Genomic DNA, 20,940 nt, shown 5'->3' on the forward strand with positions numbered 1-20,940 from the left:
AGAAACAGGGAGGGGAGAGGAGGGGAGGGCGTCAGGGCGCGGCGGCGAAGGCCGCTTCCAGGCGCGGGACGTAGTCCGTGAGGTCCTGCGCCCAGCAGCCCGCGGTGTGGCCGCCGTGGCAGTCGGCGCCCCAGCCGGTGCCGTCGCCGTAGTCGACGTAGTGGTACGGCAGGTGGAGGGCGTCCAGGCGCTCCTTGAGGCGCTTGGCGGTGCCCTCGGCCCAGAACTCCATGTCGGCGGGGTTGCCGTTGCCGTTGCCGGTGTAGACGGCGATGCCGGTGTGGGCGAGCAGGGCCGCCCGGGAGGCCGGGTCGGCGGCGTTCCAGCGCCAGTCGGCGTTGAACACCGGGTACGGGGTGCCGAAGAGGGCGTCGCTGGAGACGGTGGGCCCGTAGTCGAAGCCGCAGGGGCGGCCGTCGCTGGGGCCGCACAGCACGGTGCCGGCGTTGGTCAGCATGGCGACGACGGCGCCGCGCAGGACCATCTGGTCGGCGGACAGGTCGTTGGCGCCGGACATGGTGAGGACCTGGCCGAACAGCTCGGGGCGGTCCTGGGCGTAGTGCAGGGCGCCGAAGCCGCCCATGGACAGGCCGCCGACGGCCCGGTGGGCGCGGTCGGTGCGGGTGCGCAGGTTGGCGTCGACGAACGGGAGGACCTGGTTGAGGTGGAAGGTCTCCCAGTTCTGCGCGCCGGCGGCGGTGCCCTGGTCGAGCCAGTCGGTGTACCAGCCGCGCAGGCCGCCGTCCGGGATGACCGTGATCATCGACTGCGCGGCGGCCAGCGCGGGGTAGGCCAGCGCCGGGTCGCTCGGGTTGTCCGAGGCGCCGTGCAGGAAGTACAGCACGGGGTAGCGCTGGTCGGGGTGCTGCGCGTAGTCGGCGGGCAGCAGGATCCGGATGGTGTGCTGCCCGGCGACCTGGGGGGTGGTGACGGTGATGACGAAGTTGGTGGCGCTGCCGGTGGCGGTGCCGACCTGGGTCAGCCCGAAGCCGTCCGCCAGCGGCGGCGGCCCGGCGGGCTCCCCGGAAGCGGACCCCCCGGAAGCGGACCCCCCGGAAGCAGACTCCCCGGGAGCGGGCTCCTGTGCGGGGACGGCGGCGGCCGCGGGCGCGGCGAGCAGGAGCAGGCAGGCGGCCAGGGCGGCGACGGCCGTACGGGCGCGCCGCAGCCGGGCGGGCAGGAGCCGGGCTGGGGTCATGGGTGGTCGTCCTCGGCCTTCGACGGGGCGGTGGTGACGGGCTGTCCCGGCAGGCGGTTCTGACGATCGGTCCTGATGATCGGTCTCACCTCTCCTGTCTGAACATCGACAACTCTCGTCACATCACCCGCTCCGCGCCAGAGCGCCCGGCGGCGCACCTGGGCCACTGGCGCATGTGAGCCACCCGCCCGGGTAGGCTCCTCCGGCCACCCGGTACGGCCGGGCGGCAGGGGACACGATGACCGGGGGGTGTCGTGCACGACGTCTTGGATCCGGACTCCGAACGCGGCCGCGTCTACCGCGGCCTGGTCGGACGGCCACGCGCCCGCCCGGCCGACCTGGCACACGGCGCGGGCCTGGACGAGGACACCGTGCTGGCCGTCCTGCGCGACCTCGCGGACGAGGGCGTCGCCGTGGCCATCGACAGCACCGGCAGCGCCGACGACCGCGACCACGACTGGGAGGCGCTGCCACCGGGCCGGGTCGTCGAGACGGTGCTGCAACGCGACGCGCTGCGCCAGGCCACCGCCCGCCGGGCCGGGGCCGAACTGGAACGCCTCTACCGCTTCGCCCGGCGCGACGCCGGCAGCTACGGCGCCCTGGAGGTGGTCGAGGACCCCGCCGAGGTGCTCGCGGCCAGCCGCCGCCTGCAGCTGATGGCCCGTCACCAGGTACGGGTCATCGACGTGCCCCCGTACTCCGGCAGCCACGCCCACTACGCCGACCAGGAGGTCCTGCAGCGCCGCCGGATGGCCGCGGGCGTCGTCTACCGCGCGATCTACCAGGGCTGCGCGTTCGAGGACCCGGTGGCCGGGCCCAACATGGCCCGCATGGTCGAGGCGGGGGAGCAGGCCCGCACCCTGGACGAGCCGCCGCTCAAACTCGCCATCGGCGACGACGACCTCGCCATCGTCACCCTGCCCGCCGACGACCGCCCCGGCGTCGTCTCCCTGCTGATCCGCCCCTCCGGCCTGCTGCAGGCCATGACCGGCGTCTTCGAGACCCTGTGGCGCCTGGCGGTCCCGGCCACCGTGGTCGGCGTCGACCTGCGCGTCGACGAACGCGACCGGCGCATTCTCACCCTGATGGCCGGCGGCGCCACCGACGACGCCATCGCCCGCCGCCTCGGCCTGGGCCGGCGCACCGTGGTACGCCGCGTCTCGGTCCTCCTCGCCCACCTGGGCGCCACCACCCGCTTCCAGGCCGGCGTCCAGGCAGCCCGCCGGGGATGGCTCTGAACCGGGGGCCGCAGCCCGGGATGCCGTAGCGCGGGGCCGCAGCACGGCGGCGGGGCCGCAGGGCAGTTCGCCCCGCGGCCCCGCCATCCTGCCGTCCTGCTGTCCCGCCCTCCTGTCGTCCTGCCGTCCGTGACGCGTTCTCAGCAGGCGCCCGCCGGGCGGTCGCGGACCACCAGGTCGGTTCGGCCGGCGGTCGCGTCCAGCCAGATCACCCGGGTGCCCTGGTCGGCGGCGGCCTCGTACTGGCCGCCGCGGTCGCAGGAGAGGCGCTGCGGGGTGCCGCCGGCGAGCGGGACCTGCCACAGCTTGGGCAGCGCGGCGTTGGTCCAGCCGCCGGCGGGCTTGTCGCTCTCGACCCGGTAGGTGACGGCCTGGTCGGAGGCGGTGAGGACGGTGGAGCGCGGGGCGTTCGGGGAGTCGCCGCTCAGCAGGTCGACGATGCCCGAGCCGTCCAGGGCCGCGGAGCGGATGGTGGCGCGCCGGGTGTGGTCGGCGGGGAAGTCCAGCCACAGCAGGCGTCCGCCCGCCAGGGTGAGGGAGGCGGCGCTGCTGGGCCCGGTTCCGGCCGGGGCGTGTTCGGCGTACCGGGCGGTGACCTTCCCGGCGGCGACGGAGTAGAGCGTCGGTACGGTCACCAGCGGGCCGTCGCCGTCGCGCCAGGTCTCGTTCCAGGCGAGGAGGCCGTCCTTGAGGGCGAGTTCGGACGCGTTGTGCCCCTCGGGCACCGGGAGTGCGACCGGCGCGCCGCCGTCGTGGCTCAGGTACGGCCGGGTGTGGCCGTTCTCGGTGAGGGTGAAGGCGATGTCGGTGCCGGAGATCCGGGCGTTGCCGAGCTGCTGGGCGGTGCTGGTGGAGCGGAAGACGCTGCGTACGGGGCCGGCACCGCTCAGCGGGGCGGTCAGCACTTCCTGGCTCGCGCCCTGGGGGCCGCCCATGGCCGCCCAGACGGCGTTGGTGCCGTCGGTGGTGGCCCAGCTGTGGATGCGGCCGTCCTCGGGGCTCAGGCGTACCGGGGTGCCGTGTCCGTCGACGGTGCCGGTGTACAGGCCGGTGCCGGCGGGACCGTCGCCGAGGATCAGCCAGTGGCCGCGGGCGACGGCCGGGGTGGCCATGCCGTTGGAGATGTTCGGCAGCAGGGTGCGGCTGTCGGTGCCGAGCCGCTTCTGCCAGCCGGGGCGGATCCCGTGCGCGTCGAACGCGGCCGCGACGGAGCGCAGTTGACGCTTGGTGAGGCCCAGGTCGCGGCCGGCCGAGAGGACCGCGTCGCGGCCGGCGGTGAAGTCGTCCAGCGGGGTGAGGTAGTCGGCGAGCGCGTGGTAGACGACCCGGTCGGCGGTGAGCGGGTCGAGGGTGCGCCGGATGTCCCACAGCGCCCCGCTGAAGATGGTGGAGTTGTAGTGCGCTCCGCCCTGGTCGATTTCGTAGCGGGTGCCCAGGTAGTCGGCCTCCGTGGTGCGGTGGTCGTCCAGGCGGCGCTGGGCGCAGGCCTGCGGGGTGCCGCCGCGGCACAGGCCCTCGCCGAGCAGTGCGGCGGCTGGGTCGTCCATGGACAGGCCGCGGGCGGTGGCCTCGATGGCGTTGCCGAAGTAGTCGGAGATCCCCTCGTTCATGGCGCCGGGCTGGCCGAGGGCGAAGAGGTCGGCGGTGTGCTCGACGACGCCGTGGGTCATCTCGTGCGCGGCCACGTCCAAGGCGACGGAGAACGGGTAGTAGCCGGGGCCGGAGCCGTAGACCATCTTGGAGCCGTCCCAGAACGCGTTCGGGAACGGCTTGCCGCCGTCGCTCGCGTTCACCACGGAGACGATCGCCCCGCCCTTGCCGTCCAGGCCGTCGCGGCCGAGCCGGTCGCGGTAGAAGTCGTACACGATACCGGCGTTGACGTGGGCGTCGGTGGCGCCGTGCTCGCCGGTGGCGGCGGGGAAGTCGGGGGTGGGGGAGGAGGCGGGGACGGCGTCGGCGGGGACGGGCACGTGGTCGAAGTCGCCCGCGTCGCGGCCGTCGGCGTCGTAGGTGGTGATGGTGGCGGGGCGGGTGAGGTCGGTGAGCTGGTAGGTGCCGTCCGCCCGCTTGGCGATGTTCACGGCGGCGGTGCGTCCGTGGGCGTCGGGGGCGGTGCCGGTGGCGGGCTGCAGGCTGTCGGCGGCGGCGGGGGCCGGGGCGGTCGCCGCCCCGGTCGCCGGGTGGGGCGCGCCGGCGTCGTGGGCGAGGGCGACCGCGCCGGTGGTGGCGTCGACGTACACCTCCCGGACGCCGGCCGCGGCCTTGTCGCGCACGGTGTAGTGCTCGGTCAGGCGGCCGCCGCCGTCGGGCAGGATCACCGCGCCGCGGTCCTCGGCGGTGGCGGTGGCGGTGGTCTGCGGGCTTGCGGGTGCGGCGGCCTGGGGGCCGGTCGGCGCGGTGAGCGCCGCCTGCCGCAGGGTCTCGGCCGGGACGGTGGGGGCGGTGGGGGCGCTCAGGCCGGTGAAGTAGCGCCCGCCCGCCGATTCCACCTTCTGCCCGGCGCCCTGGCCGGACAGGTGCACCAGGTACTGGCCGCCGAGCACCGGGATCCCGCCGTGGCGCTGCTCGAACCTGACGGTGCGCCGGCCGTCGGGGCCCTGCGTGGAGCCGAGTTCGGCCAGCTCGCCGGTGTCGATGTGGTAGCGGTCGGGGTGCGCGGCGAGGTGGGCCAGGGCGGCCGGGGCCGGGTCGCCCTGGGCGGGTTCGGACAGGCCGGTCACCAGCTGCGGGGCGGCGGTGTCGCGGCCGGCCACCAGGGCCGGCACCGGGTCCGCGTCCGGCGCGGGCGCGCCCGCCGCCGGTACGGCCAGGGCGGGCGGTACGGCCAGCGCCAGCGTCACGACGGCTGCGGCGCCAAGGGTGAATGTGCTTGCGGTACGGGGGAGTCGGGGCACGGCGGTCCTCTCGTGCATGGGTCAAGGGTGCGGCGGCACGACGGCTCACCGCACCGACCACAATAGGCAGACCGCCGACATATGTCGACTGGCTGCCCATCAAGGTCCGCGCAGGCCCGCGTCCCGGGCCCACCCGGCCAGGTGGACGGCGCAGGCCGCCGCGGCGGCCAGGCCGGCCAGGGCCAGGACGATCCAGAACGGGATCGCCGGCAGGCTCGGCCGGCCGGTGGCCATCCGCCCGCCGTCCTCCAGCCAGACCTTGACCTCGTGGTTGTCCGGGAAGGGCTTGTCGACCGGGCGCTCCTCGCTGAACCACCGTCCGTCCACGCTCCAGCGGTAGGTGCAGCCGTACGTCCGGTCGCCCAGCCCGCCGCCCTCCACCGGCACCTGGCCGGTCACCCGGCAGTGCGTCACCACGGCCCACACACTGGGCGGCTCGTGCACCCGGGTGCGGACGGTGTCGGCGGCCTGGGCCGCCGCGAACGCCGTGCCCCAGAGGGCCAGCAGGAGCAGCACCGCGAAGGAGGCGACCGGCGCGAAGCCCCGGCCCGCCGCCCGGCGGCTCAGCGGGACGCAGGCGGCGACGGCCACCGCCAGCGCGACGGCGCACACCCACAGCCACGCCCCGCCCACCGGCCGGTCCTGCGACCACGCCCACACCGCCGACGCGCCCGCGACGGCCGGCACCGCCAGCGCCACCGCGGCCGGTGCCGTCCACCCCCGCCCGCGCCCCCCGCCCGTCAGGTCGCCCACGTCGCCGCCATTCCCCCCCGTCGTCCGGCCCTCCCGCCGATCCTCCTACCGCCCGGGGGGCCGCCCACACCCCCGGGCCGGGATCCGTGCCGAGCGGTGACGGGGCCGCGACATCGTCACGGGCTCTCCGGAGGCGGGGCGTTCAGGTGTCCAGGCATCCAGGTGTTCAGGCCTTCATTACGGTGACCCCGAGCATCCGCGCGCCGGTCTCGGTGCGCGGCCGGTGGCTGCTGCCCGGCGCGAACACCACGTAGCTGCCCGCCGGGTGGCGCTCCTCGCCCTCGATCACCTCCCCGCTCAGCACGAAGTACCGCTCCTCGGTGCCGTGCACGTCGACCTCCGGCCACCGGCTGCCCGGCGCGAAGTCGATCAGCCAGCCGCGCGCGTACCCGGTGGCCGTCAGCCTGCGCCGCACGATCCCCGGCGCGACCTCCATCGGCTCCACCTCGTCCACCAGCAGCGATGTCTTGAGTTCCGTGTCCTTGTCGTCCATGCCCCCACTGTGGCCGCCCCCGCACCCGCCGCCCCAGAGTCCGAAAAGACATCCTCAGGTACATTCCTGCCATGAGCGTCGCAGTCCTGAAGACCCCCGCCCCCGCCACCGCCGCGCGCCGCCACCGGGTGGTGGCCCTGCTCGGCGCACCCCAGTCGCCCTTCGAACTCGCCTGCGCCGCCGAGGTCTTCGGCACCGAGCGGCCCGGCCTGGCCGCCCACTACGACTTCCGGCTGTGCACCCGCACCCCCGGCCCGGTGCCCACCACCCTCGGCGTCCCGCTGCTGGTCGAGGACGGCCTGACGGCACTGGAGGAGGCCGACACCGTCGTCATCCCCGGCTGGCAGCCGCCCGGCTCCCCCGTCCCGGCCGACGTCCTCGCCGCGCTGCGCGCCGCCCACGCGCGCGGCGCCCGGATCGTCTCCATCTGCACCGGCGCCTTCGTCCTCGCCCGGGCCGGACTACTGGACGGCCGCAGCGCCACCACCCACTGGGGCCGCACCGCCCAACTCGCCTCCGAATACCCGGCGTTGCGGGTGGACCGGGACGTCCTGTACGTCGACCACGGCGACGTCGCCACCAGCGCCGGGTCCGGCGCCGGCATCGACCTGTGCCTGCACCTGCTGCGCCGCGACCACGGCGCGGCCTACGCCGCCCAGGTCGCCCGGCACATGGTGCTGCCCCCGCACCGCGAGGGCAGCCAGCTGCAGTACGCCGCCGCCCCGGAGCCGGCCCGGGCGGACGAGTCGCTGGCGCCGCTGCTGGAGTGGGCCGGACAGCGCCTGGGGGAGCGGCTGGCGGTGGACGAACTGGCCGCCCGCGCCGGGGTGTCCGGGCGCACCCTGGCCCGCCGCTTCGCCGAGCAGCTGGGCACCAGCCCCGGCCAGTGGCTGCTGGCCCGGCGCATCGACGCCGCCCGGGCCCTGCTGGAGCGCACCGACCTGCCGGTGGAGGCCGTCGCCGACCGGGTCGGCCTCGCCTCCGCCGTCAACCTGCGCCGCCGCTTCCGTACCGCCCTCGGCACCACCCCCGGCGCCTACCGCCGCACCTTCGGCGGCGGCTAGCCGGTCCTGCGTCGCCCCGCCCGGCACACCGTCACCGCCGCCCTGGTCCGCCCCGACGGCCACCTGGCCCGGCTCACCGACGAAGCCGGCCCCCCAGGCCTCGGCCGCGGCCGCCCGCACCGCCGCGGCCGCGTACTGACACCGGGCGGCGCCCGATTGCGGTTGGATCACGACGTGTCCGGTTCGTCAACTATTGGGCGAATGTGCGGTGATTGATTTGTTGGAAGCCCTGTCAGCGGACTCTCATCGGGGACCTCCGTGGACACCCCCGGCTTTGGCCGGGGGTGGGGGTACCTCCCGCTTGCGGGGGAGAAATGGACTGTCTGCGGAGTGGGTTCGGAGGCGGCGTTCCGCCGTTATGGCGGACCGCCGTGCAGGTGGCCGCAGGTGGTTGTCAGTGCCTGCCGGTAGGTTGGTCCCGTGTATCTCAGGTACTCCTATTGCTCGCCAAGGCGCACGCCAAGGTGGCCGACACCCGCATGGACTGGCTGCACCTGAACGTGCGCGGCCTCGCCCGCACCCGCCTGGCCAAGTCCGTCCACGACGCCGGATGGGCCACCTTCCGCCGGCTCCTTGAGGAGAAGGCCACGCGGTACGGACGGCACGTCGGCGTGATCGGCCGGTACGAACCCACGTCGCAGGTGTGCTCCACCTGCGGCGTGCTGGACAGGCCCAAGCCGCTGGACGTCCGCACGTGGACGTGCGGTGCATGCGGTACCTTCCACGATCGTGACCTCAATGCTGCTCGGAACATCCTGGCCGCCGGGCGGGCGGACAGGCTAAACGCCTGCGGAGGGCCGGTAAGCCCCGGCGTGGCGATCCCACGCCAGGCACGGCCCGTTGAAACAGGAACCCACCGGAACACCGGCCGCACCGGGCGCAAGCCCCGTGCGGCAGGCGCGGCCGGAATCCCCGTGCGTCAGCGCGGGTAGGATGCCAAAATTCCTGCTGACACGCGTGACGGACGGTCCGGAGGACCTGCTGGGGGAGTGGGTCCCGCGAGGGCCCCGGCGCGTGAGATTCCGCATTCTTTCCCTGGGGGAGTCCCTTGCCCGAGCCCGAGCCCGAGAACGAGAGCGCCGCCGCCGAACCGCCGGCACCGGCCCAGCCACCCGTGCCTGTTCCCGTGCCTGTTCCCGCTCCGGCCACCGCGCCGGTTCCGCCGGCGGCCTCCGCTCCGGCCGGGGAGCCCGCTGCCGGCGAGACCGTGACGTCGCAGCCGCAGCCGCAGCCGCAGCCGGAGCTGGAGCCGGAGCCGGAGCCGCAGCCCGCGCAGGCTCCGTCCGCGCGCCGCCTGCCGCGCGCCGTCGGCGTCGCGCTGGCCACCGCCGGCCTGCTCGCCGTCACGGCGGCCAGCGCCGCGGTGACCGTCGCCGTCGGCAAGCCCGACGCCCACCCGGCCGCCGCCGCACCCGCCGTCACCGCCGCCCCGAAGGCGAGCGCGAGCGCCACCGCGAGCGCCTCGCCCACCCCCGAGCCCGTCCCGGCGCCGACTGCCGTCCCGGCCGAGCCCGCCCCGGTCAGCACCGTCAAGGGCACGGTCAGCGGCAGCAAGCACGAGGGCGACCTGCGCTACTTCCTGCTCCCGATCCCCGCCGGCGGCGAGTCGTACGGGCCCGCGGACGGGATGACGATGACCGACGAGGACGTCGCCGACCTCTTCGGCAAGCAGGACGGCATCAAGGACATCCTCGCCTCCTACGGCTACAAGGAGGGCGCGACCCGGATGTACCGGACGGCCGACGGCAAGGCCGAGGTGACCGTCACCCTGCTGCACTTCGGCTCCGCCGCGATGGCGACCGACTTCGTCAAGGGCTACAAGATCAAGTCGCTGGACCCGGTCGACATCGACGGCCTCCCCGACGCCCGCGGCTACCTCAAGAAGCCCAAGCAGCAGGCGTACACCGGCTCGATGACCGGCATCGCCAGCCAGGGCGACGTCCAGTACACGATCGACGTCGATGTGAAGGGCACGCCGGACAAGGCGCTGCTGAGCGAGCTGATGAAGCGCCAGCGCGACTGGCTCGCCTCGGGCGGCTGAGCCCCGCGCCCACGCGCGCCGCCGCCCGCCCTCCGACGCCACCCCTTCCTTCCTCCTCTGGAGCCACTTCCGTGACCACCGAACCCGCGGAGCCGGTACCCGCGCCCGCCGCGCCGCCCGCACCCGCCGTTCCACCGCCGCCCGCCACCGAGCCGCCCGCCGCCGCGCCGTACGCCACCGAGCCGCCCGCCACCGAGCCGCCCGCCGCCGACCCGTTCGCCACCGAGCCGGGCGACCTGCTGGAGGCCGGCCCCGAGCGAGCCCCCCGCGTCCCGCGCCGCCCCCGCCCGGTGCTGCTGGCCGCCTGCGCCCTGGTGTTGGGCGCCCTGGCCGGCGGCGGCGTCGGCTACGCCGTGCAGGCCCAGCGCCCGCCCACGCCGCTGCCGCCGCTGCAGGCCGCGCGCCCGTCCTACCCGGCCGAGGTGGTCGACCCGGCCGCCCTCGCCGCCGAGCAGCCCGCGCCGCTTGCCATCGACGGCGACCTGACCAAGCTGCTGATCACCGCCCCCGAGGGCAGCACTCCCTGGAGCGAGAACCCGGACAAGCCCAGCTGGATCTCGATCGGCGAGGTCGCCGAGCAGAGCGGCAACGCGGCCTTCGCGTTCCGGGACCTCGCCTCGCGCGGCTTCCGGCGCGCGGCCGAGGTGGACTGGAAAAAGGACAACACCCTCTACCGCGTCTCGCTGATCCAGTTCGCGCCGGACCACGCCGACGAGGCGAAGTCCGCCAGCTGGCCGTCGTTCGCCGACGGCGCCAACGGCGGCTACAAGGTGGAGTCCGAGCCCCGGCACTGGGCCGAGAGCACCGAGCAGTACTACTACGGCCAGGCCGTCGCCAAGCGCGGCTCGTTGCAGATGACGATCGAGGTCTTCGGCACCCAGCAGGTGAACGCCGACCTCCTCAAGGACCTCGCCAAGCGACAGTGGGAGCGGCTGGTATGAACGACGACACCGTGACCGCGAACCCGGCCGCGCCCGCACCCGAGCCCGAGCCGACGCCCACGCCTGACCAGGTGCCCGCCGACGCGCAGGCCGCCGACGCGCAGGCCCCCACCGCGCCCAACCCCGCCTCCCGCCGCCTGCTGCGCGCGGGCGCCGCGACGGCAGCCGCCGCGCTGGTCGGCGTGGTCATCGGCATCGGCATCATCAAGACCCAGTACGACGACCCGGCCCCGGCCACCGCCGCCGCCCCGTCCACCGGGCCCACCCCGACCGCGACCGCGACCCCGTACGGCGCCAAGTCCAACGGCAGCCACTTCGGCGCGCTGCGCGACCTGCTGCTGCCCGTCCCGGCCGGCTACGAACTCGGCCCCGACGACGGCGTCTACGGCAACGACACCGAGCTGAACGGCGAGCAGCTGGCCGCCCAGCTGGACGCCGAACTCCAGCAGGTCCCCAAGGAGAAGCGCGACAAGCTCCGCTCCTACTGGGACGGCCTGCACATCAAGGCCACCGGCGTGCGCTCCTACCTCTCCAGCGGGGACGACCTGGTGATCGGCCTGAAGCTGCGCCAGTTCAACCAGCAGGAAGTGCAGCGGATCAACGAGTACACCGCGGTCTTCACCGGCGACACCGGCCTCTTCCGGATCGGCCCGGCGATCCCGGGCCACCCCGAGGCGCACTGCTACCTGATGCCGGCGGCGCCGTCCGCGCCGATCGACTACCTGGAGTGCTCGGCCGCCGAGGGCGACCTGCTGGTCGTCATGAACGCCGAGGGCGTGGCACCGCTGCCCAAGGACAAGATCGTCGCCCTCTTCACCCTGCAGCTCGACCGCCTCGCCCGCCCGGGAGCGTCCGCATGACCGACCACGCCACCCCGCCGCAGCCCGCGTCGGACCCGCTCCCGCCGCCGCCCGCGCCGCCCGTGACCCCGGCGGCACCGACGGCCCCGCCCGCGCCGCCCGTGACCCCGGAGGCACCGACGGCCCCGCCCGCGCCGCCCGTGACCCCGGAGGCACCGACGGCCCCGCCCGCGCCGCCGCTGCCCGAAACCGCCATCGGGGCCGTCGAGTTCACCGCGCCCGCCCTGACCCCCGAGGCCCTCGCGGAGCAGGAGGCCCGCCGGGCCCGGCGCCGCAAGGCCGCGGTGCGCTGGAGCTGCGCCGCCCTGGTGTTCGCCCTCGCCGGCACCGGCACCGCCCTGGCCGTCACCGCCCCCGAGCGCACCGACATCCCGGGCCTGGCCACCGCGAGCGACGGCCGCTACACCTTCCCGCCGCTGACCCTGCCGCCCCTGCCCTCGGGCAAGGCCGCGCCGGACGCCAAGGGCAAGTCCCTCCACTACGCGGACCTGCGCTACCTGCTGCTGCCCGCCCCCAAGGAGGCCGGCGGCTCCGTGACCGCGCCGACCTTCCCGGCCCCCACGGCGAGCCCCACCGCCTCGGGATCCCCGACGGCGTCGCCGACCACGCCGCCGGCCGCGTCCCCGACGGCAGCCCCCACCCCCGCCCAGGCCGCCGCAGCCGCCGCGGCCTGGGTGCCCTGCGACGCGATCCTCGCCGAGCAGCAGGACCCGGCCAAGCTGCGCGAACTGCTCCTGCAGAACGCCTGCCGCGCGGCCACCGTCCGGGAGTGGACGGCCTCCGACGGCACCCGCACCCAGATCCGGCTGCTGCGCTTCGGCTCCACCGGCGAGTCCTGGGACACCTACACCTCGCTGCGCTCCAAGGGCCGTTCCAAGGCCGCCCCCGACACGAAGTCCACCGCCCACACGGACTGGGACACCGTCGACGGCGTGGAGCTGACCACCCTGGAGTCCACTGCGAGCGCCCCCAAGGGCAACCCCACCGCCCGCGTCGCCTACCTCTGCGCCTCCGACATCCTGGCCGTCGTCACCATGACCTATCCCAACGGCGTGCCCACCGCCCCGTTCCGCCAGGTCGTCACCCTGCAGTCCGACATCCTGGCCTGAGCCCGGGCGTGGCCGAGCGCAGGAAGTCGGCCCGGCCGACTTCCTGCGCTCAACCACACGGCGGCCACACGGCGGCGCCAGGCAGCGGCGGACGGCGGCGGACGGCGGCACGGCGCGGTCAGACGGCCTCGGACGGCGTCAGGCCTGCGCCGGCGCCGCGTCCCACGGCCGGCGGGTGCCCGCCGTGAAGCCCGCCCGCGCGGCGACCGCGAGGGCGGCGGCCGGCCGCAGGTCCTGCGGATCGGCCAAGCAGGCCAGGACCGGCGCCAGCTCGCCGACGGTCAGGCGCTGCGCGCGGGCGGCGTCCAGCAGTTCCGTCAGCCGCCGGCCGAAGCCGGCGACGTACGCCGACTCGTCCGCCTCCCCCTGCGGGACCCGCTCCCGGACCCGGTCGGCCAGGTGGTCCTCGACGTTCTCCACCGCGCCGGTCAGGCGTGCGCCGGGGTCCGTCTCGCCGGGTGCGCTGCGCCAGTTCCCGCCGTCCGGCTCCCACCAGAAGCAGAACCCGGCCCGGTCGGCCGGCGCGGGCACCCAGTCCGGCGCGCCCGCCAGCAGCTGCGCCTCGTCGCGCTCGGTGCTGAAGTCCACGTCGAAGCCGCTGATCACCGCCCGGCCGCCCGGCAGCCAGGCCAGCTGCCAGCCGTTGCTGCTCGTCAGGCGCCGGCGACCGGCAGCAGGCCACGCTCGCCGAACACCTTCTTGGCGACGAAGGTGGCGTTCAGCGCCTTGGGGAAGCCGCAGTAGCCGGCGGAGTGCAGCAGCGCCTCGACGATCTCCTCGGGGGTGAGCCCCACGTTGAGGGAGGCGTTGATGTGGACCTCCAGCTGCGGCTCGCACCCGCCGAGCGCGGTGAGCATCCCCAGCGTGACCAACTGGCGGTCGCGCGGGGCGAGTTGGTGGCGGCTGTAGATCTCCCCGAATCCCCAGGCGACGATCTGGTGCCCGAGTTCGGGGCTGATGTCGTCCAGCGACTGCACGACCCGGCGCCCGACCTCGCCGTCGATGCGCTCGAGCACCTCCATCCCGTGCTCGAAGCGCTCCCGGCGGACCTCTGCGTCGTTCGCGGCCGTGCTCATCGCGGCACTCCTCTCCCGGCCGCCCCTACCGGCGGCCCTCGTCCCGATCCCGACCGGTCCCGCCCGCCGAGGTCGGCGGGCGGGACCCACGGCAGAACCGTAGGACTTGGAGTGCACTCCAACTCAAGCCCGACACTCCGGGGCCGCGGGCGTCAGGGACGGTCAGGAGCGGTGGTACTGGACGGGGGAGGGGACCTCGCCGCCGAGTTCGGCGGCGGCGCGGCGGGCCCAGTACGGGTCGCGCAGCAGTTCGCGGCCGAGCAGGACGGCGTCGGCGCGGCCCTCGGCGACGATGGCCTGGGCCTGGGCGGGGTCGGTGATCAGGCCGACGGCGGCCACGGGCAGGCCGGCCTCGGTGCGCACGGCCTCGGCGAAGGGCACCTGGAAGCCGGGCGCGGCCTCGATCCGGGCGTCGGGGACGAGGCCGCCGGTGGAGACGTCCAGCAGGTCCACGCCGTGCGCCTGCAGTTCCTTGGCGAGGCGGACGGTGTCCTGGGAGGTCCAGCCCTCGCGGCCGTCCTGCGGGTTCTCGGTGAGCCAGTCGGTCGCGGAGACGCGGAAGAAGACCGGCAGTTCCTCGGGCCACACCGCGCGCACCGCGTCGACGACCTCCAGCGCGAAGCGGATGCGGCCCTCGAAGGAGCCGCCGTAGCCGTCGGTGCGGCGGTTGGTGTGGGGGGAGAGGAACTCGTGGATCAGGTAGCCGTGGGCGCCGTGGATCTCGGCGACCTGGAAGCCGGCGTCCAGCGCGCGCCGGGCGGCGTCGGCGAACCGGCGCACGATCGCGCCGATCTGCTCCTCGGTCAGCTCCTGCGGTGTGGTGTGGGCGGGGGAGAAGGGCGCGGCGCTGGGGCCGACCGGTACCCAGCCGTGCTCCTCGTCGGCGGCGACGGGGCGCCCGCGGTCGACCCAGGTCCGCTCGGTGGACGCCTTGCGCCCGGCGTGGGCGAGCTGGATCGCGGCGACGGTGCCCTGGGACTTCAGGAAGGCGGTGATCCGCCGGAAGGCCGCGGCCTGCTCGTCGTTCCAGATCCCGAGGTCGTACGGGCTGATGCGGCCCTCGGGGCTGACGGCGGTGGCCTCCGTGATGATCAGCCCGGTGCCGCCGGCGGCGCGCGCCGCGAGGTGGGTGAAGTGCCAGTCCGTCGGGACGCCGGCCGTGTCCCCGCCCGGCACGGCGCTGTACTGGCACATCGCCGGCATCCAGATCCGGTTGGGGACGGTCAGCGCCCGCAGGGTGTACGGGGTGAAGAGGGTGGTGCTCATGTCGGACTCCCGGTGGGGTCGGCGGCGCCAGGACGCAGGGGCGCACCCGCAACTGATTGCAGCTGCAACTTATGACTCCAAAGATAGTTGCGCGCGCACGCATCTGCAAGGTCCATCCCCATCCCCCCTGGCCCCCGCCCCGCCTCAGCCCGCGCCGCCCGCGCCCAGCAGATCGCGGGCCCGGGCGGCCAAGCCGTCGGCGTCGCACCGGGTGGCCAGCTCCAGCCCCCGGGTGAGCGCCGTGCGGGCGTCCGCCGCGGTGCCCAGCGCCTCGCCCAGGTCGACCAGGGCGAGCGCGTGCTCGTAGCGGGCGGGCGAGCGCTCCAGCCGGCCGACCGCCTCCGCCAGCAGCCCGGCCCTGCGGGGCCGCTCGTGCACCGCGGCGCACAGCCGCAGCGCGCTGCCGACGGCCGAGTCCGTGCCGGACTCCCGGGCCCGGCGCACCGCCTCCTCGGCGAGGTCGCGGGCCCGGTCCGGCTGCTCGGCGGCCACCGCGCGCGCCAGGTGGCCCAGCCACGGCGCCCACACCGTGTTGCGCCACCCGCGCGCGTCCAGGGCCGCCCCGGCGGCGGCCAGCGTCGCGGCCGCGCCCGCCGCGTCGCCCCGGGCCAGCAGCAGGCGCCCGTACAGCGTCGGGGCGTCGGGCAGCACCATCACCGTCGGGTACGGCGGGCCGAAGGCGTGCTTGTGCGCGAGCTCCAGGGCCTCCGCCACCCGGCCGCGCGCGGCCAGGGTCTCGGCCAGCGCCCCGACCGCGTCCCAGTGCAGCGGGATGCCCGGGCCGATCCGCTCGGCGATGCGCAGGGCCCGGCGCAGGTAGTCCTCCGCCGCGGCGAGGGCGCCGCAGCGGAAGCGGAGCATGCCGGTCAGCAGGTAGGCGAAGCCGAGGTGGCCGCCGCTCCACCCGGCGACCTCGTAGGCGCGCACCGCCTCGCCGAACAGCTCCTCCGCCCGGTCGACCCGGTCGGCGTACAGGAAGCTGATGCCCAGGATCCCGGGCAGCTCGAAGCCCCAGGTGGTGTTGGTCCAGCCGAGGCTGTGGGGCAGCCGGCCGCCCGGCAGCGCGGACTCGCCCAGGGCGATCGCCTCCGCGCTGTCGACGCCGCGCAGCGTGAGGTCCCAGCAGCGCAGCACGGCCACCGCGTGGGCCAGACCGTCGCGTTCGAACACGCCCTCGCCCGGGGCCGCCGCCGCGTCCGCGTCGGCGCCTTCACCGCCGCCGCCGAAGCCGGGGTCGGGGTCGGCGTCGGTGAAGGCCAGGCCGACCGTGCCCAGCATCCGGTCGAACTCCGCGAGCCGCCGCGAGCGGCCCGGGCCGTCCGCGTCCTCGGACTGGAACGCGGCGAACATGAAGTGGGCGACCTCCAGGCGCAGCCGCCCCGGCCCGGGCCCGGTGCGCGCTGCCTCCTCGGCGCACAGCGCGGCGGCCTCGCCGAGCCGGTTGCTGTGGGCGAGGGCCTGGGCGAGCCGGAAGGTCGCGTCCACCCGCAGCTCGGGGTCCAGCCCGTACGGGTCGGCGAGCGCCAGGCGCAGCTGGTTGACGGTGGTCGCCGGGTCGGTGAGCAGCGCCGAGCAGCCGAGTTCGTAGAGCACCGAGGCCCGGTCCAAGTCGGCGGGCGGCTCGCTGATGGCGCGGCGCAGGCAGCGCTGCGCGGCTTCGGGCGCGCCGATGGCCAGGTGTTCGCGGGCCGCCCGGCGCAGCTTGTCGACGATCTCGCCGTCGCCTTCGGGCAGGATCTCCAGCAGGTGGCGGGAGGCGGCCAGCAGGCCGAGGCCGGCGTTCTCGAGCTCGACGGCGGCGACCCCGTGCATCCCGGTCCGGGTGGAGGGCGACATCGACTGGTAGACCGAGGTGGCGACCAGCGGGTGGACGAACTCCAGCCGGCCCGCCGCGGTGCCGGTCAGCACCCGGTGGTGGCGCAGCTCCCGCACGGACTGGGCGGCGGTCTCCGGGCCCTGGGCGCAGATGGCCGCGGCGAGGTCGGAGCGGATGTCGGTGTCCAGCACGGACGCCGCCCAGGCGAAGCGCAGCGCGGTGGGGCCGAGCCGCTCCAGCCAGTGCCGCAGCGTCATCCCCCGGGCGGTGGCGGCGAGTTCGCGCAGCTGCCCGGTGCTCTCCTCGACCGGGTCGAGTCGCTGGTCGGCGACCTCGCGCAGCAGGGTGGCGGTCTCGTACGGGTTCCCGCCGGTGACGGCCCAGACGTGGCGGCAGAAGGCGTCCTCGGCCGCCGCGCCCAGGGCGGCGCGGACCAGGTGCGCGACCGAGGCGGGCTGGAGCGGGCGCAGTTCGTGCCGGCGGTCGGCCCGGTCGGCGAGGCCGCGTTGCAGCGCCAGGGCGTCGTCGGGGAACTCGTCGCGGCAGGCGAGTACCAGCAGGGCCGGCAGCTCCCGGGCGCGGACCGCGAAGCCCGCCAGCCAGCCGAGCGACTCCGGGTCGGCCCAGTGCAGGTCGTCGACGATCACGGCCACCGGGGAGCGCAGCTGCACGAGGCGGGTGAGGACGAAGTCCAGCCCGTCCCGCACCCCTTGGGGATCGAGCTGCCCGCGCGGCGGCAGCAGCCCGGCCGCCGGGCCGACGACGTCCTCCCACGGCCCGAAGACCTGCGCCCGCTCCTCCTCGGACAGGGCCGCCAGCACCGGGCGCACCAGCTGGCGCACCACGTGGAACGGCTCGTGGCACTGGCGCTGCCCGCCCCGGGCGAACAGCACCGTGCAGCCCGCGCGCCGCGCCGCCCGCCGCACCTCGGTCAGCACCGCGGTCTTGCCCAGCCCCGCCGCGCCCGTGTAGAGCAGCAGCTCCCCGACCCCGGCGTCGGCCGGCCCGGTGAGCGCCTCGATCGCCCGCCCTGCCGAGCGGATCTCGGCCTCGCGCTCGTGCAGCGGACCGCCCTCCCCGCCGGACCCGCCGCCCCCGGGCTTTTCCTCGGTCACCCTCGCCTCCAATTCACCGTGTCGGAACGGTTGTTGAGAGGCCGACGCTACTGCCGTGCGCCCGGCTCCGGTGCAGGCTTGACAAAGCCGGCCGCCGCACCCCGAGTGCGGGCGGGGGGCGGCTCTGCCCGGCCCGGGCCCCGCGCCGCCCCCGCTCGGAAAAGTCGGGTACGGACGACCCGTTCGTGTCGCACCCCTGGGGGTTTCCGGGCCCCGAACGGAGGCCCTACCGCCGCACCCCGGAACGCCTCGGGCACACGGCGGTCGACGGTCGGTGAACCGGCGACGGCGCCGCCCGGGAGGACCGGGCGGCGCCGTCAGCGGTTCACGCGGTGGCCGTCAGCAGGCCGTCAGCACACCGTCAGCGCACCGGCTGCGGGAGGCGCTGGGCCGGGACGCCCGGCGCCGGGCTCGTCGCCGACGAGCCCGGGTCGGAGGCGGCCGACACGTCGGACGCGGCCGGGGCGGCGCCGAGGGAGGTGCCGCGGGTCTCCTCCGCCCACAGCACGCACACCAGCAGGCCCAGCGCGGTGGTGCCGGCGGCGATGAGCATGGTCGGCCCGGTGCCGAGCCCGGTCAGGGACAGCGGCAGCAGGTAGGTGCCGACGGCCGCGCCGATCCGGCTCACCGAGGTGGCCACACCCACGGCGGTGGCCCTGATCTCGGTGGGGAACAGCTCGTTGGGGTACGTCCAGTCGAGCACGTTGGGCCCGCCGCACAGGAACGCGTACGCGCACAGCGCCAGCAGGGCGACCGCGGCGGGGGCGGTGGGCCACACGCCCAGCAGGGCCAGCGGGACGGTCATCAGCGCGAAGGACCAGATGATGACGGGGCGCCGGCCGCGGCTGTCGATCAGGCGCAGCGCCGGGTAGCAGCCGAGCAGGAAGACCAGGCTGATCAGCCCGGTGCCGAGGGTCTCCATGACGGTGCCGCCCGGCAGGCCGAAGGAGGAGAGGATCTGCGGGCCGAAGGTGAGCATCGCGAACAGCGGGCCGACCTGGCAGAGGAAGAACAGGCCGCAGAACAGGGTGCGGCGCCGGTAGGGCTGGGTCATCAGCAGGCGCAGCCCGGCGGGCCGGCCGCGTTCGGCCGGGTCGGGCATCAGCTCGCGGCCGTCGACCCGGACCCCGAGGTGCTTCTCGACCACGCGCACCGCGTCGCCGACCCGCCCGTTCGCGGCGAGCCAGCGCGGCGACTCCGGCGAACCGCGGCGGATCACCAGGAAGACCACGCACAGCACCGTGGAGCTCGCCAGCATCCACCGCCAGCTGCCCGGCCCGGCCAGCTCCAGGAACAGGTAGCCCACCACGTAGGCGAGCACGGAGCCGGCGTACCAGGCGACGATCTGCTGACCGAGCAGCCGCCCGCGCTGCTTGGCGGGCAGCCACTCGGCGAGCAGCGAGGTCGCGATGGGGTAGTCGGCGGCCACGGCCATGCCGAGCACGAAGCGCAGCACGGCGATCGCCCACACCTGGTCGACCCAGAAGGAGAGCACCGAGCAGGCGACCATCACGAGCAGGTCGGCGGTGTACATCACCTCCCGGCCGATCTTGTCGGTCAGCACGCCGAAGAGCGCGCCGCCGACGAACATGCCGACCAGGGCGGCGGCGCCGATCAGGCTGACCTCGGCGGTGGACAGCCCGAGCTCGGGACGCATCCCGATCAGCGCGACGCCGACGATGCTCAGGATGTAGCCGTCCAGCAGCGGCCCGCCCGAGCAGGCCAGGGCCAGTCTGCGGTGGAAGGCGGTATACGGGGCGTTGTCGATGGTCTGGGACATGTGCTTGGGGTCCTCCGGAGCGTACGGAGGCGGGCGGGCCCGCTCACCGTGCGCCGGGTAGACGGCAGGTGGACGACGCCGCCCACCTCGGACGGCGCCACCGCCCGATCACACCGGGCGACCGTCCACGGTTGCCCGGGTTCGCCACCGTCACCACCGGGCCGAAGGTCGGCCGGATTCATGACCAAGGTCCCGAAGCGGACGGGCCCTCCGCCTGTGCCGATCAACGGCTCGTCCAGTCCTGCCGGGGCCGAGCGCCGTCCGGGCGCCCGATCGCGCACGCGGCGTGACCCTGGTCACTCCGGGGCCCTCAACCGGCCCTTATGTGTGGCCCGTGCCACATCGTCAGCCGTCGGCCCTCGGCCGTTCGCCGTTCACCGTTCGCCGTCCGCGCTGGGCCCGGGGCCTGAGCGGGATAGCCTGACGGCCGACACGGGAACGAGGGGGGCCGAGGCCGATGACGCACGCGATGACACCGGACGGCGTCCGCATCGCCTACCAGCTCCAGGGCCAGGGGGCGCCGCTGGTCCTGCTGGCCGGCCAGGCCAACAACCACCATTGGTGGGACGCGGTCCGCGCCGACTTCCACCCCGCCCGCAGCACCCTCACGCTCGACTACCGCGGCACCGGCGACAGCGACAAGCCCGACGCCCCCTACAGCACCGAGCTGTTCGCCCGGGACGTCATCGCCGTCCTCGACGAACTGGGCATCGACCGGGCCGACGTCTACGGCACCAGCATGGGCGGACGGGTGGCCCAGCACCTCGCGGCCCGCCACCCGCGCCGGGTCGGCGCCCTGGTCCTCGGCTGCACCTCACCCGGTGGCCCGCACGGTGTCGAACGCGGCAACGATGTCCGCCGAGCCCTGGCGCAATCCCAGCCCGGCGCCGCCCGGCAGGCCCTGCTGGAGCTGATGTACACCCCACGATGGCTCGACTCCCATCCCGGCCCGCACCACACCCTCGGCGACCCCGACATGCCCGCCCACGCCCGGCGCCACCACCTCGTGGCCAGCAACCGGCACGACGCCTGGGACCTCCTGCCGCAGATCGGCGCACCCACCCTGGTCGTCCACGGAAGCGACGACCTGCTCAACCCCGCCGCCAACGCCCCCCTGCTCGCCGACCGCATCCCCGGTGCCCGGCTGCACCTGATCCCCGAGGCCCGGCACGCCTACTTCGAGGAGTTCCGCGCCCAGGCCGGCCCCCTCGTCCTGGACTTCCTCACCACCGCCCCGCGCAGGCGGTAGGAGGGCGCTCCTCCCGGTCCTGGCCGGTCAGCCGTCCGGGACCGGAA

Annotated in this window: 17 protein-coding genes; 8 read left to right on the forward strand and 9 right to left on the reverse strand. The window is 75.5% G+C overall.

Annotated elements, in window-relative coordinates:
• Positions 1–31: 31 nt before the first annotated feature.
• Positions 32–1,198, reverse strand: coding sequence for an alpha/beta hydrolase (locus ACZ51D_RS26365; protein ID WP_465663693.1), 1,167 nt, complete (start codon positions 1,196–1,198; stop codon positions 32–34).
• Positions 1,199–1,452: 254 nt separating this feature from the next.
• On the opposite strand from ACZ51D_RS26365, the gene ACZ51D_RS26370 reads away from it, so the two are divergent.
• Entirely contained in the window at positions 1,453–2,436 is a 984-nt protein-coding gene (locus tag ACZ51D_RS26370; protein WP_465663694.1) for a hypothetical protein, read from the forward strand.
• Positions 2,437–2,576: 140 nt separating this feature from the next.
• Here ACZ51D_RS26370 and ACZ51D_RS26375 read toward each other — a convergent pair whose 3' ends face one another.
• From ACZ51D_RS26375 to ACZ51D_RS26385, 3 genes are all read right to left on the reverse strand, one after another.
• Entirely contained in the window at positions 2,577–5,348 is a 2,772-nt protein-coding gene (locus ACZ51D_RS26375; RefSeq protein WP_465663695.1) for a M4 family metallopeptidase, read from the reverse strand.
• An 81-nt stretch (positions 5,349–5,429) separates the two neighbouring features.
• Positions 5,430–6,083: a hypothetical protein gene (locus ACZ51D_RS26380; RefSeq protein ID WP_465663696.1), complete on the reverse strand. Its 654-nt coding sequence runs from the start codon at positions 6,081–6,083 to the stop codon at positions 5,430–5,432.
• Between the two features lie 166 nt (positions 6,084–6,249).
• A complete protein-coding gene (locus ACZ51D_RS26385) occupies positions 6,250–6,576 on the reverse strand; it encodes a cupin domain-containing protein (RefSeq protein WP_465615076.1) in 327 nt (108 codons plus the stop codon).
• A gap of 71 nt (positions 6,577–6,647) precedes the next feature.
• Here ACZ51D_RS26385 and ACZ51D_RS26390 point away from each other — a divergent pair, with 71 nt between their 5' ends.
• The 6 genes from ACZ51D_RS26390 to ACZ51D_RS26415 all read left to right on the forward strand — a co-directional run bounded on the left by ACZ51D_RS26390 (position 6,648) and on the right by ACZ51D_RS26415 (position 12,591).
• A complete protein-coding gene (locus ACZ51D_RS26390; RefSeq protein ID WP_465615077.1) occupies positions 6,648–7,640 on the forward strand; it encodes a helix-turn-helix domain-containing protein in 993 nt (330 codons plus the stop codon).
• A 440-nt stretch (positions 7,641–8,080) separates the two neighbouring features.
• Positions 8,081–8,572 (forward strand): RNA-guided endonuclease InsQ/TnpB family protein, encoded by a 492-nt coding sequence (locus ACZ51D_RS26395; protein WP_465663697.1) that lies wholly within the window; start codon positions 8,081–8,083, stop codon positions 8,570–8,572.
• Positions 8,573–8,766: 194 nt separating this feature from the next.
• On the forward strand, positions 8,767–9,681 hold the full coding sequence (locus ACZ51D_RS26400; protein WP_465663698.1) for a hypothetical protein: 915 nt from the start codon (positions 8,767–8,769) through the stop codon (positions 9,679–9,681).
• Positions 9,682–9,752: 71 nt separating this feature from the next.
• Positions 9,753–10,622 (forward strand): hypothetical protein, encoded by an 870-nt coding sequence (locus ACZ51D_RS26405; protein WP_465663699.1) that lies wholly within the window; start codon positions 9,753–9,755, stop codon positions 10,620–10,622.
• Positions 10,619–11,482, forward strand: a complete 864-nt coding sequence (locus tag ACZ51D_RS26410) for a hypothetical protein (protein ID WP_465663700.1) — start codon at positions 10,619–10,621, stop codon at positions 11,480–11,482. The genes ACZ51D_RS26405 and ACZ51D_RS26410 overlap by 4 nt, the downstream gene beginning before the upstream one ends.
• Complete coding sequence (locus tag ACZ51D_RS26415; RefSeq protein ID WP_465663701.1) at positions 11,479–12,591, forward strand: hypothetical protein; 1,113 nt, start codon at positions 11,479–11,481, stop codon at positions 12,589–12,591. Before ACZ51D_RS26410 ends, ACZ51D_RS26415 begins: the two co-directional genes overlap by 4 nt.
• 138 nt (positions 12,592–12,729) lie before the next feature.
• Here ACZ51D_RS26415 and ACZ51D_RS26420 read toward each other — a convergent pair whose 3' ends face one another.
• The 5 genes from ACZ51D_RS26420 to ACZ51D_RS26440 all read right to left on the reverse strand — a co-directional run bounded on the left by ACZ51D_RS26420 (position 12,730) and on the right by ACZ51D_RS26440 (position 19,644).
• Positions 12,730–13,197, reverse strand: coding sequence for a hypothetical protein (locus ACZ51D_RS26420; protein ID WP_465663702.1), 468 nt, complete (start codon positions 13,195–13,197; stop codon positions 12,730–12,732).
• A 47-nt stretch (positions 13,198–13,244) separates the two neighbouring features.
• Positions 13,245–13,667 carry a carboxymuconolactone decarboxylase family protein gene (locus ACZ51D_RS26425; RefSeq protein WP_465663703.1) on the reverse strand — a complete coding sequence of 141 codons (423 nt, stop codon included), beginning with the start codon at positions 13,665–13,667 and terminating at the stop codon, positions 13,245–13,247.
• Between the two features lie 162 nt (positions 13,668–13,829).
• Positions 13,830–14,933 (reverse strand): NADH:flavin oxidoreductase/NADH oxidase, encoded by a 1,104-nt coding sequence (locus tag ACZ51D_RS26430; protein ID WP_360497544.1) that lies wholly within the window; start codon positions 14,931–14,933, stop codon positions 13,830–13,832.
• 144 nt (positions 14,934–15,077) lie between these two features.
• A complete protein-coding gene (locus ACZ51D_RS26435; RefSeq protein WP_465663704.1) occupies positions 15,078–17,864 on the reverse strand; it encodes an ATP-binding protein in 2,787 nt (928 codons plus the stop codon).
• Between the two features lie 361 nt (positions 17,865–18,225).
• Positions 18,226–19,644: an MFS transporter gene (locus ACZ51D_RS26440; protein ID WP_465663705.1), complete on the reverse strand. Its 1,419-nt coding sequence runs from the start codon at positions 19,642–19,644 to the stop codon at positions 18,226–18,228.
• Between the two features lie 457 nt (positions 19,645–20,101).
• Here ACZ51D_RS26440 and ACZ51D_RS26445 point away from each other — a divergent pair, with 457 nt between their 5' ends.
• Positions 20,102–20,893 (forward strand): alpha/beta fold hydrolase, encoded by a 792-nt coding sequence (locus tag ACZ51D_RS26445; protein ID WP_465615087.1) that lies wholly within the window; start codon positions 20,102–20,104, stop codon positions 20,891–20,893.
• The last annotated feature ends 47 nt before the right edge of the window (positions 20,894–20,940 follow it).

The organism is Kitasatospora sp. NPDC033851 (genome assembly GCF_055576085.1).

Coding starts and splice junctions, on each gene's coding strand:
- ACZ51D_RS26365 (WP_465663693.1), bottom strand. CDS start 1,198: ATGACCCCAGCCCGGCTCCTGCCCGCCCGGCTGCGGCGCGCCCGTACG.
- ACZ51D_RS26375 (WP_465663695.1), bottom strand. CDS start 5,348: ATGCACGAGAGGACCGCCGTGCCCCGACTCCCCCGTACCGCAAGCACA.
- ACZ51D_RS26385 (WP_465615076.1), bottom strand. CDS start 6,576: ATGGACGACAAGGACACGGAACTCAAGACATCGCTGCTGGTGGACGAG.
- ACZ51D_RS26390 (WP_465615077.1), top strand. CDS start 6,648: ATGAGCGTCGCAGTCCTGAAGACCCCCGCCCCCGCCACCGCCGCGCGC.
- ACZ51D_RS26410 (WP_465663700.1), top strand. CDS start 10,619: ATGAACGACGACACCGTGACCGCGAACCCGGCCGCGCCCGCACCCGAG.
- ACZ51D_RS26415 (WP_465663701.1), top strand. CDS start 11,479: ATGACCGACCACGCCACCCCGCCGCAGCCCGCGTCGGACCCGCTCCCG.
- ACZ51D_RS26425 (WP_465663703.1), bottom strand. CDS start 13,667: ATGAGCACGGCCGCGAACGACGCAGAGGTCCGCCGGGAGCGCTTCGAG.
- ACZ51D_RS26430 (WP_360497544.1), bottom strand. CDS start 14,933: ATGAGCACCACCCTCTTCACCCCGTACACCCTGCGGGCGCTGACCGTC.
- ACZ51D_RS26440 (WP_465663705.1), bottom strand. CDS start 19,644: ATGTCCCAGACCATCGACAACGCCCCGTATACCGCCTTCCACCGCAGA.
- ACZ51D_RS26445 (WP_465615087.1), top strand. CDS start 20,102: ATGACGCACGCGATGACACCGGACGGCGTCCGCATCGCCTACCAGCTC.